At 69.6% G+C, this 12,583-nt stretch carries 15 protein-coding genes; 6 read left to right on the top strand and 9 right to left on the bottom strand.

The window, feature by feature from the left end; genetic code table 11:
- Nucleotides 1-4 precede the first annotated feature (4 nt).
- The 4 genes from dut to slmA all read left to right on the top strand — a co-directional run bounded on the left by dut (nucleotide 5) and on the right by slmA (nucleotide 3,537).
- Nucleotides 5-490 carry a dUTP diphosphatase gene (gene dut / locus IHD13_RS08280; RefSeq protein WP_195860570.1) on the top strand — a complete coding sequence of 162 codons (486 nt, stop codon included), beginning with the start codon at nucleotides 5-7 and terminating at the stop codon, nucleotides 488-490.
- Nucleotides 491-520: 30 nt separating this feature from the next.
- Nucleotides 521-1,903, top strand: coding sequence for a phosphomannomutase/phosphoglucomutase (locus IHD13_RS08275; RefSeq protein WP_195860569.1), 1,383 nt, complete (start codon nucleotides 521-523; stop codon nucleotides 1,901-1,903).
- A gap of 30 nt (nucleotides 1,904-1,933) precedes the next feature.
- Nucleotides 1,934-2,836: an acetylglutamate kinase gene (gene argB / locus IHD13_RS08270; protein WP_195860568.1), complete on the top strand. Its 903-nt coding sequence runs from the start codon at nucleotides 1,934-1,936 to the stop codon at nucleotides 2,834-2,836.
- A gap of 83 nt (nucleotides 2,837-2,919) precedes the next feature.
- Nucleotides 2,920-3,537, top strand: coding sequence for a nucleoid occlusion factor SlmA (gene slmA / locus IHD13_RS08265; RefSeq protein WP_195860567.1), 618 nt, complete (start codon nucleotides 2,920-2,922; stop codon nucleotides 3,535-3,537).
- Nucleotides 3,538-3,723: 186 nt separating this feature from the next.
- On the opposite strand, the gene rpoH is transcribed toward slmA, so the two are convergent.
- From rpoH to ftsY, 4 genes are all read right to left on the bottom strand, one after another.
- Nucleotides 3,724-4,590, bottom strand: coding sequence for an RNA polymerase sigma factor RpoH (gene rpoH, locus IHD13_RS08260; protein WP_195860566.1), 867 nt, complete (start codon nucleotides 4,588-4,590; stop codon nucleotides 3,724-3,726).
- Between the two features lie 111 nt (nucleotides 4,591-4,701).
- Entirely contained in the window at nucleotides 4,702-5,676 is a 975-nt protein-coding gene (gene ftsX, locus IHD13_RS08255; RefSeq protein WP_195860565.1) for a permease-like cell division protein FtsX, read from the bottom strand.
- Nucleotides 5,673-6,341, bottom strand: a complete 669-nt coding sequence (gene ftsE / locus IHD13_RS08250) for a cell division ATP-binding protein FtsE (protein WP_195860564.1) — start codon at nucleotides 6,339-6,341, stop codon at nucleotides 5,673-5,675. The genes ftsX and ftsE overlap by 4 nt, the downstream gene beginning before the upstream one ends.
- An 8-nt stretch (nucleotides 6,342-6,349) precedes the next feature.
- Complete coding sequence (gene ftsY / locus IHD13_RS08245) at nucleotides 6,350-7,654, bottom strand: signal recognition particle-docking protein FtsY (RefSeq protein ID WP_195860563.1); 1,305 nt, start codon at nucleotides 7,652-7,654, stop codon at nucleotides 6,350-6,352.
- Between the two features lie 221 nt (nucleotides 7,655-7,875).
- Here ftsY and rsmD point away from each other — a divergent pair, with 221 nt between their 5' ends.
- Complete coding sequence (rsmD, locus tag IHD13_RS08240) at nucleotides 7,876-8,541, top strand: 16S rRNA (guanine(966)-N(2))-methyltransferase RsmD (RefSeq protein WP_195860562.1); 666 nt, start codon at nucleotides 7,876-7,878, stop codon at nucleotides 8,539-8,541.
- Nucleotides 8,542-8,610: 69 nt separating this feature from the next.
- On the top strand, nucleotides 8,611-8,814 hold the full coding sequence (locus IHD13_RS08235; protein ID WP_195860561.1) for a cell division protein ZapB: 204 nt from the start codon (nucleotides 8,611-8,613) through the stop codon (nucleotides 8,812-8,814).
- A 4-nt stretch (nucleotides 8,815-8,818) separates the two neighbouring features.
- Here IHD13_RS08235 and rimI read toward each other — a convergent pair whose 3' ends face one another.
- The 5 genes from rimI to IHD13_RS08210 form a co-directional block, all read right to left on the bottom strand.
- The gene (gene rimI / locus IHD13_RS08230; RefSeq protein WP_326838329.1) at nucleotides 8,819-9,289 is read right to left on the bottom strand and encodes a ribosomal protein S18-alanine N-acetyltransferase; all 471 of its coding nucleotides are present in this window, start codon (nucleotides 9,287-9,289) and stop codon (nucleotides 8,819-8,821) included.
- Entirely contained in the window at nucleotides 9,282-10,097 is an 816-nt protein-coding gene (locus IHD13_RS08225; RefSeq protein WP_195860559.1) for a hypothetical protein, read from the bottom strand. Before IHD13_RS08225 ends, rimI begins: the two co-directional genes overlap by 8 nt.
- Nucleotides 10,094-10,402: a BolA family protein gene (locus IHD13_RS08220; protein WP_195860558.1), complete on the bottom strand. Its 309-nt coding sequence runs from the start codon at nucleotides 10,400-10,402 to the stop codon at nucleotides 10,094-10,096. Before IHD13_RS08220 ends, IHD13_RS08225 begins: the two co-directional genes overlap by 4 nt.
- Nucleotides 10,403-10,442: 40 nt before the next feature.
- A complete protein-coding gene (locus IHD13_RS08215; protein WP_195860557.1) occupies nucleotides 10,443-11,849 on the bottom strand; it encodes an MFS transporter in 1,407 nt (468 codons plus the stop codon).
- 93 nt (nucleotides 11,850-11,942) lie between these two features.
- On the bottom strand, nucleotides 11,943-12,329 hold the full coding sequence (locus IHD13_RS08210; protein WP_195860556.1) for a hypothetical protein: 387 nt from the start codon (nucleotides 12,327-12,329) through the stop codon (nucleotides 11,943-11,945).
- Nucleotides 12,330-12,583 lie beyond the last annotated feature (254 nt).

Raw genomic sequence — 12,583 nt, 5'->3', positions numbered from 1 at the left:
CTTCATGACCCATCACGCCCCCCGCCCGCGCCTGGCGGTCAAGATCCTCGACGAGCGCGTCCGCGAGTTCGGCCTGCCCGGCTACGCCACCGAGGGCTCCGCCGGCATGGACCTGCGCGCCCTGCTCGACGCCCCCCTGACCCTGGCCCCCGGCGAGTGCCAGCTGGTGCGCACCGGCCTGGCCATCCATATCGCCGACCCGAGCCTGGCCGGGATGATCCTGCCCCGCTCCGGCCTGGGCCATAAGCACGGCATCGTGCTCGGCAACCTGGTCGGCCTGATCGACTCCGACTACCAGGGCGAGCTGATGATCTCGGTGTGGAACCGCGGCCAGGCCGACTTCACCCTGGAGCCCTTCGAGCGCCTCGCCCAGTACGTGCTGGTGCCGGTGGTGCAGGCCGAGCTCGAGGTGGTCGACGACTTTGCCGCCAGCGACCGCGACACCGGCCAGCGTGGCACCGGCGGTTTCGGTAGCTCCGGTCGTCGCTGAACGCCTCCCCGTTAGCCAAGGAAACGTCCCATGACCCAGGTCCCCGCCTCCATCTTCCGCGCCTACGATATCCGCGGCATCGTCGACGACAGCCTTACCGAGGCCAATGTGACCCGCATCGGCCAGGCCATCGGCAGCGAGGCCCGCGCCCGCGGCGAGTCCACCCTGGTGGTGGCCCGTGACGGCCGCCTCTCCGGGCCGCGCCTGCAGGCCGCCCTGATGCAGGGCCTGACCCAGGCCGGCTGCGACGTCATCGATATCGGCATGGTGCCCACCCCGGTGCTCTACTACGCCACCCATGTGCTCGAGGGCACCGCCTCCGGGGTGATGGTCACCGGCAGCCATAATCCGCCGGACTACAACGGCTTCAAGATCGTGCTGGGGGGCGAGACCCTCTCCGGCGAGGCGATCACCGCCCTGCACACCCGCCTGGCGACCGGCGAGCTGAGCGAGGGCCAGGGCGGCATCCGCCAGGAGGACGTGCGCGAGGCCTATCTGGCGCGCATCCTCGGCGATGTGCGCGTCGCGCGCCCCCTCAAGGCGGTGGTGGACTGCGGCAACGGCGTGGCCGGCGAGCTGGGCCCGCAACTGATCGAACGCCTGGGCGTGGAGACGATCCCGCTCTATGCGGAGATCGACGGCACCTTCCCCAACCACCACCCGGACCCGGGCAAGCCGGAGAACCTGGTGGACCTGATCCGCAGCGTGCGGGAAACCGGCGCCGATATCGGCCTGGCCTTCGACGGCGACGGCGACCGCCTGGGCGTGGTCACCCCCGCCGGTGAGCTGATCTACCCGGACCGCCTGATGATGGCCTTCGCCGAGGCGCTGCTCGAGGAGAGCCCCGGCGCCCGGGTCATCTTCGACGTCAAGTGCACCGGCAACCTGGCCCGGGTCATCGAGGCTGCCGGCGGCACCCCGGAGATGTGGCGCACCGGCCACTCGCTGATCAAGGCGCGCATGAAGGAGACCGGGGCGGCGCTTGCCGGCGAGATGAGCGGCCATATCTTCTTCCAGCAGCGCTGGTACGGCTTCGACGACGGCCTCTACGGCGCCGCCCGCCTGCTGGAGCTGCTCTCCCGCCAGGCCGCCGATGCCGACGCCTTCTTCGCCCGCTACCCCCAGGACCTGGGCACCCCGGAGCTCAATATCAGCGTCACCGACGAGAGCAAGTTCGCCCTGGTGAGCCAGCTGGCCCGGGAGGGCGACTTCGGCGACGACGGCGTCAAGACCACTCTGGACGGCATTCGCGTCGACTACCCGGACGGCTGGGGACTGTGCCGCGCCTCCAACACCACCCCGGTGCTGGTGCTGCGCTTCGAGGGCAAGAACGAGGCGGCGCTGGCGCGTATCCAGGGGCGCTTCGGCGCGGCCCTCCAGGCCATCGCCCCGGAGCTGGCCCTGCCCTTCTGAATCACCACGATCGATACCAAGGACACGCCCATGACCGACCAACAGACCCGCGACCCCCAGCTCACCGTGGAGGTGCTCTCCGAGGCGCTGCCCTATATCCAGCGTTTCTCCGGCAAGACGGTGGTGGTCAAGTACGGCGGCAACGCCATGACCGAGGACACCCTGATCGACTCCTTCGCCCGGGACATGGTGCTGCTCAAGGAAGTGGGCATCAATCCGGTGGTGGTGCATGGCGGCGGTCCCCAGATCGGCGACCTGCTGGCCAAGCTCAATATCGAGTCGCGCTTCGTCAACGGCATGCGGGTCACCGACGCCGAGACCATGGACGTGGTGGAGATGGTACTGGGCGGCCTGGTCAACAAGGGCATCGTCAACCTGATCAACCAGTGCGGCGGCAAGGCCATCGGCCTGACCGGCAAGGACGGCAGCCAGATCCGCGCCCGCCAGCTCAAGGTAGAGCACCAGTCTCCGGAGATGACCGCCCCGGAGATCATCGATATCGGCCATGTGGGCGAGGTGGAGCACGTTTCCACCGACCTGATCGAGATGCTCGCCGAGCGCGACTTCATCCCGGTGATCGCCCCCATCGGCGTCGATGACGAGGGCCACAGCTACAATATCAACGCCGACCTGGTGGCCGGCAAGGTGGCCGAGGCGCTGGGCGCCGAGAAGCTGATGCTGCTGACCAATGTGGCCGGCCTGATGAATGGCGAGGGCGAGGTGCTGACCGGCCTCTCCACCCGGGACGTGGATGCCCTGATCAGTGACGGCACCATCCACGGCGGCATGCTGCCGAAGATTCGCTGCGCCCTGGAAGCGGTCAAGGGCGGCGTGCAGAGCGCCCATATCATCGACGGCCGGGTGCCCCACGCGACCCTGCTGGAAATCTTCACCAACGCCGGGGTGGGTACCCAGATCCTAGATACCGAGTGAGGCCCCGCCGGGCGGTGCGATTTGCGCCGTCCCCCGGGCCTGATTAGGATGAGCCCATCGCATGGAATAATCAGAAGATGCTCATGACGCAGGAAGCTACCAAGATCAATCGCCGCGAGCAGATCCTCCAGGCCCTGGCCCTGATGCTCGAAGAGGACAGCGGCAAGCGCATCACCATCGCCGCCCTGGCGCGCCAGGTGGGCGTCTCCGAGGCAGCCCTCTATCGCCACTTCCCCAGCAAGGCGCGGATGTTCGAGGGGCTGATCGAGTTCATCGAGGAGAGCCTCTTCGCGCGGATTCGTCGCATCCTCGACGAGACCCCGGAGGCCCTGCCCCGCTGCCAGCAGATCCTCACCCTGCTGCTGGGCTTCGCCGAGAAGAACCCGGGACTCTCGCGACTGCTGGGGGGCGACGCCCTGACCGGCGAGACCGCCCGGCTACGGCTGCGCATGCACCAGCTGTTCGAGCGCCTGGAGACCCAGTTCAAGCAGATCCTCCGCGAGGCGGAGATCCACGAGGGGCGACGCCCGGTGCTCGGCGCCAGCAGCGCCGCCAACCTGCTGCTGTCCCATGTGGAGGGGCGCATCAGCCAGTATGTGCGCAGCGACTTCCGGCGCCGCCCCACCGAGTTCTGGGAGGACCAGTGGCAGCTGCTCTCCGCCGGTCTGCTCACCGAGGCGCGCCAGGCGCAGACGGCCTAGGTCGCAGGTCGGGTAAGCGAGCCCGTAGGTCGGTAAGTCAGGCGAGCGCACCCGACGCGAGCGCCCTCCTCTGGCTTACCCACCCCACAACCAAGAGCCCCCACCGGCGTACCGGCGGGGGCTCTGTGTTTCAGGCGCCTTCGGCGCCAATCACGCACTGAAGGGCGCTCCTACGATTGATCGCGATCAGGCCACCAGGGCGTCGCCGATCTGCTGTTTGATCTTCTTCATGGCGTTCTTCTCCAACTGGCGGATACGCTCGGCGGAGACGCCATAGACATCGGCCAGGTCGTGGAGGGTCGCCTTGGGCTCGCTGAGCCAGCGCCGCTGGAGGATATCCCGGGAGCGCTCGTCGAGCTCCTCTAGCGCCTGCTGCAGGCGCCGGGTCGCCCCCGCCTCCCAGTCGCTGTCCTCCAGTTGCACGGCCGGATCGTAGCGGCCGTCCTCCAGGTAGTGCACCGGCGCCTGGTAGCCCTGCTCCTCCTCCTCGGCGGGGGAGGCATCGAAGCCGGCGTCATAAGCGGAGAGGCGCCCTTCCATCTCGCGCACCACCTCCGGCTTGACGTCGAGGTCCTTGGCGATGGCATCGACCTCGTCGTTGTTGAGCCAGGCCAGGCGCTTCTTGGCGCTGCGCAGGTTGAAGAACAGCTTGCGCTGGGCCTTGGTGGTGGCCACCTTGACGATGCGCCAGTTGCGCAGCACGTACTCGTGAATCTCGGCCTTGATCCAATGCACGGCGAAGGAGACCAGGCGCACCCCCTGGTTGGGGTCGAAGCGCTTGACCGCCTTCATCAGGCCCACGTTGCCCTCCTGAATCAGGTCTGCCTGGGGCAGGCCGTAGCCGGAGTAGCTGCGGGCGATATGCACCACGAAGCGCAGGTGGGCCAGGACCAGGCGGCGGGCCGCCTCCAGATCGCTCTCATCATGCAGGCGATAGGCCAGCTCGCGCTCCTCCTCGGCGGAGAGCACGGGAATGCCGTTGACGGCCTGGATATACCCGTTCAGATCATGGCCCGGTGACAGCTGGCCAACAGGCAGAAGACGAGTGCTCATAGGGTGCGTGTCTCCAAGATGCCTTAACTCACGACAACGTTAGGTAACTAATGACTGCCCGCTTTGACCCCGGTGCGATCACGGAGTTCCCGAGCGGGCCGATACAACATACTAGCGGGGGCGAATACTCGCCAGGTGGCGTCCCACGGCGATCCAGGCCCCCAGCCAACCCAAGAGTGTACTGCAAAGCAGCAGCGTTGCCGAGCCCGCGACATCCAGTCGCGGCATGGCGAAACTGGCCCCGTAACTGGCGGCCAGGGCCGAGACCGGCGTGGCCAGCCAGTGCCCCCCCAGGTTGAGCAGCCCCAGCGCCAGCAAGCCACCGCCCAGGCCATACCAGGCGCCACTGTAGAGGAAGGGACGACGCACGAAGGCGTGGGTGGCACCGATCAGGGTCACCACCTCGATCTCCTGGCGACGGCTTTCCACCGCCAGGCGGATGGTATTGCCGACGATCAGCAGCACTCCCAGGCCGAACAGCAGGGCCAGGGCCAGGGCCACGCGGCGCCCCAGCTCGGCCAGCTGGGCCAGGCGTTCCACCCAGGCCAGGTCCAGGCGCACCTCCTCGACGCCGGTGATCGCCTCCAGCTCGTCGGCCAGGGCCTGCATGGCCGCCGGCGCTTCCTGGTGCGGCATCACCACCACGCTGGCGGGCAGAGGGTTGGTCTCGAGCCGCCCCAGGGCGTCGCCCAGGCCGAGGGCCTGCTGGAACTCCGCCATGCCCTCGGCGGCGGTGATCAGGCGCACCGCCGCCACGGCTTCGTGGGCGCCCAGGGCCTCGGCGATACGCATCGCCTCGCCCTCGCCGACCCGGGGCTCCAGGTAGGCGGTGAGGGTGGCGCTCTCGGCGAGCTCGGCGTCCAGCAATCGGGCGCTGTCGAGCATCAGCCACAGGCCCGCCGGCAACACCAGGGCAATGGCGATGGCGAGCATGGTCAACAGGCTGCCCAGGGGCTGGCGCACCAGGCGACGGCCGCTGTCCAGGCCCATGGCCCGATGGTGTCGCCCCCAGGCACGCAGGCGGCTGGAGGCCTGGGTCCGCTGGCTGCGGGCGCCGCGCCGGGCAGGGGTGTCATCACGGCTCATGCGGCCTCCTCGTCGGCCACCAGGCGCCCCTCGCGCAGCCGCAGGATGCGATGGCGCAAGCGGGCGATCAGCGCCAGGTCGTGGCTGGCGATCATCACCGTGGTGCCGATGCGATTGAAGTCCTCGAACAGCGCCATGATATCGGCGGAGAGCTGGGGGTCCAGGTTACCGGTGGGCTCGTCGGCCAACAGCAGCGCCGGCTTGTTGACCACCGCCCGAGCGATGCCGACCCGCTGCTGTTCGCCGCCGGAGAGCTCGATGGGCAGCGCCTTCTCCCGATAGAGCAGGCCCACCTTGTCGAGGGCGGCGCGCACCCGGCGGGCGACCTCCCGGGGCTCCATGCCCTGGATCTCCAGCGGCAGGGCCACATTGGCGAAGACGCTGCGGTCGAAGAGCAGTTGGTGATCCTGGAAGACCACGCCGATCTGGCGGCGATAGAAGGGCAGCTGGCTGGCATGCAGCCGCTCGATATCGTGACCGGCCACCAGCACCCGGCCGCGACTGGGACGCTCCAGGCGCATGATCAGCCGCAGCAGCGAGCTCTTGCCGGCCCCGGAGTGGCCGGTCAGGAAGACCATCTCGCCGCGGCGCACCCGGAAGTCGAGATTGGCCAGCGCCTCGAAGCGCCCGCCGTAGCGCTTGCCCACATGCTCGAAGACGATCATCGGCGGGCTCAGGCGTCGTCGCGCCGGGCGTCGTCACGCCGGGCGTCGTCACGCTCGAAGAGCGCCCCGACGAACTCCTCGGCGGCGAAGGGGCGCAGGTCGTCCAGGGACTCGCCGACGCCGATATAGCGGATCGGCGTGCCCAGCTGCTTGGCCAGGGCGAAGATGATACCGCCCTTGGCGGTGCCATCCAGCTTGGTCAGGGTGATGCCGGTGACCGGTACCGCCTCGTTGAAGGTGCTGGCCTGGGAGAGGGCGTTCTGGCCGGTGCCGGCGTCGAGCACCAGCATCACCTCGTGGGGGGCCTGGGCATCCAGCTTGCCCATCACCCGCTGCACCTTCTTGAGCTCCTCCATCAGGTGGCCCTTGTTGTGCAGCCGGCCGGCGGTATCGGCGATCAGCACGTCCACCTGGCGAGCCTTGGCGGCGGCCAGGGCGTCGTAGATCACCGAGGCACTGTCGGCGCCGGTATGCTGGGCGATCACCGGCACGCTGTTGCGCTCGCCCCACACCTTGAGCTGCTCCACCGCGGCGGCGCGGAAGGTGTCGCCGGCGGCCAGCATGACGCTGCGCCCCTCGGCCTGGAAGTGCTTGGTGAGCTTGCCGATGGTGGTGGTCTTGCCGACGCCGTTGACGCCCACCATCAGGATCACGAAGGGGCCTTCGCCCCTGGGGGGCAGGCTCAGGGGCTGGGCCACCGGCGCCAGCAGGGCGGTCAGCTCCTCCTGCAGGGCCTGATAGAGGGCCTCGGAATCCTTGAGCTCCTTGCGGGAGACCCGGTCGGTGAGGCTGTCGATGATCTCGGTGGTGGCCTCGATGCCCACGTCGGCCATCAGCAGCTGGGTCTCCAGCTCCTCCATCAGGTCGTCATCGATCTGCTTCTTGCCCAGGAAGAGGTCGGCGATGCCGTCGGTCAGGTTGGCGCGAGTCTTGCCGAGCCCCGCCTTGATACGAGCGAACCAGCCCTTCTTCCTGGGCGCCTCTTCCGGCTCGGCCACGGGCGCGGGCTTCTCGACTGCCACGGGTTCGGCCTCGACGACTGCTGCCGGCTCGGGCTCGGGCTCGGGCTCGGGCTCGGGCTCGGGCTCGGGCTCAGGCTCAGGCTCAGGCTCAGGCTCAGGCTCAGGCGAGACAGTCTCGTCGACGCGCGACGGCGCCTCTACCTCGGGAGCGGCCTCGGCGACCGGCGTCTCGGCCTCGTCCTCGGCATCTGCCGCTTCACTCTCGGGCGCCTGGGACTCCTCCAGCCGGGCCTCCTCGGCCTGTTGCTGCTGCTCTTCCTGTTTCTTCTTGCGCTTGAAAAATCCGAACATGGGGGGATCTGACCTCGAGGTCTGAAGAATCGGCTCATCCTACCACTGCCAACCACCGCTGTGGATGCGGATAAGGCCAGAGAGACAGGCCCGTCCCTAACACCACGAACCCCATCCGCCTCTCGCCGCCGCCGACCTCCGCTGTGGATGCGGTTAAGCCCGAAGGCCGGGGTGTAACCCCGGCCATGACTATGGATAAGGCCGGGGGTACAATCCCGGCCATGAAACGACGCTCCTCCTCCCCCTCTCGCCGCCGCGCCTCGTCCCGGGGAGCGGCCCCAGGGCCTGGCCCGGCTGGCCGCGGCAAGCTGCGCATCATCGGCGGCGACTATCGCCGCCGCCAGCTGCCGGTGCCCGACAGTCCCGGCCTGCGCCCCACGCCGGACCGGGTCCGCGAGACCCTGTTCAACTGGCTGACCGGAGTGACCCCCGGCGCCCGGGTGCTGGACCTCTATGCCGGCACCGGGGCCCTGGGCCTGGAGGCGCTCTCCCGGGGCGCCCGGCAGGCCTGCTTCGTGGAGCGCGAGCCACGCGTGGCCCAGGGCCTGGCGGCCAACCTGGCGACCCTGGGGGCGGACGAGCGGGGCCGGGTCCTGACTCAGGCCGCGGAGGCCTTCCTGGCCGGCCCCGCCACCCCCTTCGACCTGGTCTTCCTCGACCCGCCCTTTCGTCAGGGCCTGGCGGAAGCGGCCTGTGTCGGCCTGGAGGAGAACGGCTGGCTCGAGGCCGACGCCTGGATCTATGTGGAGGTGGAGCAGGAGCTGGCGCTGAGGGTGCCGGACCACTGGCGACTGCATCGCGAGGTCAAGGCCGGCGACACCCTGGGACGCCTCTACCAACGCCAGTTACGCCAGGCCCCGCCGTCGCCGGCCGGCGACGCTTGCTGAGCCGCGTCAGCCATCGTACGCTGCGCCCTGTAGGCCCATGCCACACGCCCAGCGATCAGGAGAAACAGGATGAGTATCGAACTCTTCAACCAGCTCGAACAGAAGGTGTCCCAGGCCGTCGAAACCCTGGAACTGCTGAAGATGGAAGCCGAGGAGCTGCGCGAAGAAAACAGCCGCCTGAAGCAGGAGCACGACGAGTGGCAGCGTCGCCTCAGTGGCCTGTTGAGCAAGTTCCAGGAGCTGGATAGCGGCAGTTCATCCGCCCAGTCCTAGGCTCCTAAGGCGCCGCTTCCGAGGGCGCCAGCGCCAGCGACATCAGCACGGCGTCCTCCCGGGGCGCTCCCGCCCCACCGGGATAGTAGCCCCGGCGACGCCCGTCCTCGGCGAAGCCGGCGACCCGGTAGAGCGCCAGGGCCGGTGCATTGCCGGCCCGTACCTCCAGCAGCAACCGCTCGCTGCCCCACTCCCGAGCCGTGGCGACGACCTCCGCCAGGAGTCGCCGGGCCAGTCCCCGGCGTCGCGCCAGGGGCGACACCGTGATGGCCTGCAACTCCGCCTCGAAGGGCAATCGGTAGACGATCGCCTGCCCCAGCAGGGCCGCCCCGTCGCGAATTCCCCAGACCCATGCCGCCTCGTCCGCCAGGGCATCGGCCAACTGGCGCTCGCTCCAGGGGTGGGGCTGCCCGGCCCGCTCCAGGGCCAGCAAGTCCGGGAGGTCTCCCCCGACCAGGCGCACGAGCTCAGGCATCGCCATCGTCGGCCCAGTCCCGCCCCAGGGCGAACAGCCGCGGCCAGAGGGCCCGCTTGGCCTCGGCATCGCCGGCCAGTTCGGCGAGACTCGGCCCCTGCCAGGCGGGCAACCCCAGCCCCTCGCTCTGCTCGCCGTCGATGGCCAGCACCTGATCCAGTTCCGGCGAGAGGCCGAAGGCCAGCAGCCGTTCCGGGCGCCAGCCACGCCCGGCGATAAAGGCCTTGAGCCCTTCCCGGGCCTCCTCCAGGGGCGCCTCCACCGGCAGCCCCTCCATCAGCGGCCAGTCGAAGCGCTGCAAGGCCGGCGCCGCCAGGGGCAGGCCGGCGGCACGCCCCAGGTTATTCAGCAGGCGTTGCTGCGCGGCATCCGGCGCCTCGGGCAGGAGCAGCAGCCAGCGCCCCTCCAGGGCCATCAGTTGCACGGAGAAGCGTAGCGCCTGTCGGGGTTCCACCGCGGAAGTGGACTCGGCGGGCGGCGTCTGAGCCTGGGCTTCCGACGGCTTGGCCGCCGGGGCCTGGGGCGCCTCGCCCAACAGGGCCTTGGCCCGCCCCGGCCCCGGCTCGGTCATGCCCCGGGGCGCCGGCTCGTTAGGCGCACCGGGCGTCGCCTCGGGGACCTCACGGCGCGGTACCGGCTCCTGCAATAACGCCTGCAGCCGGGCCTGGGGCGCCTGGGCAGGGGCCGACGCCTCTTCGGGCCAGTCGCAGGCCGGCGTCTCGGCCGCCCCGGGCAGCCGGTAGCGGGCCGTCCAGGCGGTCAGCCCCATGGCCTCCAGGTACTGGAGGCGCTGCGGTTCGTTGATCACCGGCCGCCGCCGCGGCAGTTCGGGGAGTCGGGGCGCTCGCCACCCCGGGCGGCCCACTCCTCCGGGGTGTAGGGGTGCAGCGCCAGGGCGTGAACGGGACCGGCCAGCTCGTCGGCCAGCAGGGCATAGATCTGCTGGTGGCGCTTGACCGGCAGCATGCCGCCGAAGCGCTCGGAGACCAGGGTCACCTTGAAGTGGGTCTCGGAGTCGGGCGGCACATGGTGCTTGTGGCTCTCGTTCTCCACCACCAGCACGCTGGGCTCGAGGGCCTGGAGTTTCGCTTCGATGGACGCCTGTACGCTCATGGGAGTCTCGCTGTGGGGATGGGAGGAGTCACCATTGTACTCATTCGGCCAGGCGCCGACGATGGGCCTCGCGGCGCGCCGCCTCGCTCAGGGAGAGTCGCCGCAGGCTGGCCAGCAATGCCAGCAGGCAGGCCAGACAGCCCAGCCAGAGAGTGGCCTGCACCGAGGCCAGCCAGCCGGTGGCCAGCACCAGGCCGACCACGGCCACCCCCAGGGACTGTCCCAGGGTGCGGGTGGTGCTCATCACCCCGGAGGCGTTGGCGCTGCGTTCCCGGGGCACGCTGCTCATCAGTTCGCGGTTGTTGGGGGCCTGGAAGAGCCCGAAGCCCAGGCCGCATAGCGCCATGCGCCACAGGCTGTCGGCGAGGCTCGCCTCGGCCCCCTGCAACGCCAGGGCCGCCAGGCCGCTCATCAGCAGCCCGAGGCCGGTGCTGGCCAGCAGGGCCGGATTGACACGGTCCGCCAGGCGTCCGGCCAGGGGCGCGGTGAGCATGATGGTCAGCGGCCAGGGGGTGAAGAGCCAGGCGGTCTGCAGGGGCGAGTAGCCGAGCTCCTTCTGGTAATAGAAGGAGAGCGCCACGAAGACCAGGCCCTGGGCGATAAAGGTCAGCCCCTGGGCCTGGATGCCCAGGGCGAAGCGCGGCTCACGGAAGAGCCCCAGCGGCAGCAGCGGGTGGCGGGCGCGGCGCTGGCGGGCCAGGAAGCCCGCGCCGCAGGCCAGGCTCAGGGCCAGCAGCGCCAGCCCCCAGGCGTCGCCATGACCCAGGGCGTCCATGGCCAGGAAGAAGCCCACCAGCATGGCCGCCGAGAGCAGCGCCCCGGCCAGGTCGAAGCCCCCCTTCCGGCGCGGCTCGGCGGGCAGGGCCCGCCAGGCCACCGCGGCGGCGACCAGTCCCAGGGGCACATTGAGGGCGAACAGCCAGGGCCAGTCGGCGACCGCCAGTACCAGCCCGCCCAGGGCCGGCCCCGAGGCATAGCCCACCGCCACCACCATGGCACTGAAGCCCATGGCCGCTCCCAGCAGCCGCGAGGGGAAGACCTGGCGATAGAGGGAGGGGCCGATGGAGAGGGTGGCGGCGGCGCCCAGGCCCTGGAGGGCACGGAACAGCAGCAGGGGCTCGAGCCGGCTGGAGAGCGCCGCCCCCAGGGAGGCCACCGAAAAGAGCAGCAGCCCCACCAGGTAGAGGCGGCGCCGGGTCATCAGCTCACTCAGGGCGGCGCACAGCAGCAGGCTGGCGCCACATACCAGCTGGAAGCTGGTCACCACCCATACCGCCCGGGCCTCGGAGATGCCCAGGTCGCGGGCGATGGAGGGCAGGGCCACGTTGATCATGGTGACGTCCACCACCGTGATCAGGGTGCCCAGCACCAGGGTCAGCACCGCCAGGCGGCGCTCGGGGCCCGGCAGGCCATCATCGCCGGGACGCGTGGAGAAGAGTCGACTCATGGGCTTCCATTGATGCCAGCACAACGAAAAGACCGGCCATGGCCGGTCTTGGATCGGGAGGAGGTCGGCGTTACACCCGACAACGTCCTGGTCCTAGTCCTGGTCGGTCTCCATCAACAACGCATCGTCGAACTCGGAGATCTCCAGGGGCGCCTCGTCGTCCAGGTCCATGGCCAGGTAGCTGTGCTCGACCCGCAGGAAGCGCTGGAACAGCGCCCAGTCGAGGGTCTCGGGCCAGAGCCGTTCGTCCTCTTCCCAGGCCCGCAGCTCGGTCTCGAGGATCTCCAGGTAACGCTCGCGAACGAAGGCCTGCAGGGCCTCCGGGGTGTCCATCTCGGGGATCAGGTAGACGGTGCTCTCCCGATCGACGTCATCGAGGGTCAGGTCGTCCTCGCCCACCGTGGGCTCCAGGGAGTTGATCCAGTCCAGGAAGGGCTGGGTCGGCTTGACGCTCAGGGCGGAGCGGTTGAGCAGTTTCATCGCACTCTCCTCGATGACGATTCCTGGGCATTATGGGCGCAAGGGCCCCCGGTTACCAATACTTCCCCTTGGGTTCAGTCCTCCGACCAGGCTACCTGCTGAGGCCCGGGGCTATTCTGGGGACAGGCACCCGGCGGCCGGACCCTCGCAAAGACGCTGTGAACCCTTCCCTGGGCGCTCGACTTTTTCCTGCGGCGCTCTCGCATCCTGCTCCGCTTGCAGGACCGGGGTAGGCCATCCATGGCCTACCCGTT

Source organism: Halomonas sp. 328, assembly GCF_015645095.1.
Taxonomy (GTDB): Bacteria; Pseudomonadota; Gammaproteobacteria; order Pseudomonadales; family Halomonadaceae; genus Bisbaumannia.
The sequence above is the reverse complement of the archived record's forward strand: the minus strand, read 5'-3'. Positions and strand labels throughout refer to the sequence as shown.

Bases quoted from the DNA above. Each gene is read 5' to 3' on its own strand.
- dut (WP_195860570.1), top strand. From the start codon at position 5: ATGACCCATCACGCCCCCCGCCCGCGCCTGGCGGTCAAGATCCTCGAC.
- ftsY (WP_195860563.1), bottom strand. From the start codon at position 7,654: ATGTTCGGATTTTTCAAGCGCAAGAAGAAACAGGAAGAGCAGCAGCAA.
- rpoH (WP_195860566.1), bottom strand. From the start codon at position 4,590: ATGAGCACTCGTCTTCTGCCTGTTGGCCAGCTGTCACCGGGCCATGAT.
- IHD13_RS08275 (WP_195860569.1), top strand. From the start codon at position 521: ATGACCCAGGTCCCCGCCTCCATCTTCCGCGCCTACGATATCCGCGGC.
- IHD13_RS08210 (WP_195860556.1), bottom strand. From the start codon at position 12,329: ATGAAACTGCTCAACCGCTCCGCCCTGAGCGTCAAGCCGACCCAGCCC.
- rsmD (WP_195860562.1), top strand. From the start codon at position 7,876: ATGAAACGACGCTCCTCCTCCCCCTCTCGCCGCCGCGCCTCGTCCCGG.
- IHD13_RS08235 (WP_195860561.1), top strand. From the start codon at position 8,611: ATGAGTATCGAACTCTTCAACCAGCTCGAACAGAAGGTGTCCCAGGCC.
- rimI (WP_326838329.1), bottom strand. From the start codon at position 9,289: ATGCCTGAGCTCGTGCGCCTGGTCGGGGGAGACCTCCCGGACTTGCTG.
- ftsX (WP_195860565.1), bottom strand. From the start codon at position 5,676: ATGAGCCGTGATGACACCCCTGCCCGGCGCGGCGCCCGCAGCCAGCGG.
- IHD13_RS08215 (WP_195860557.1), bottom strand. From the start codon at position 11,849: ATGAGTCGACTCTTCTCCACGCGTCCCGGCGATGATGGCCTGCCGGGC.
- ftsE (WP_195860564.1), bottom strand. From the start codon at position 6,341: ATGATCGTCTTCGAGCATGTGGGCAAGCGCTACGGCGGGCGCTTCGAG.
- IHD13_RS08220 (WP_195860558.1), bottom strand. From the start codon at position 10,402: ATGAGCGTACAGGCGTCCATCGAAGCGAAACTCCAGGCCCTCGAGCCC.
- argB (WP_195860568.1), top strand. From the start codon at position 1,934: ATGACCGACCAACAGACCCGCGACCCCCAGCTCACCGTGGAGGTGCTC.
- slmA (WP_195860567.1), top strand. From the start codon at position 2,920: ATGACGCAGGAAGCTACCAAGATCAATCGCCGCGAGCAGATCCTCCAG.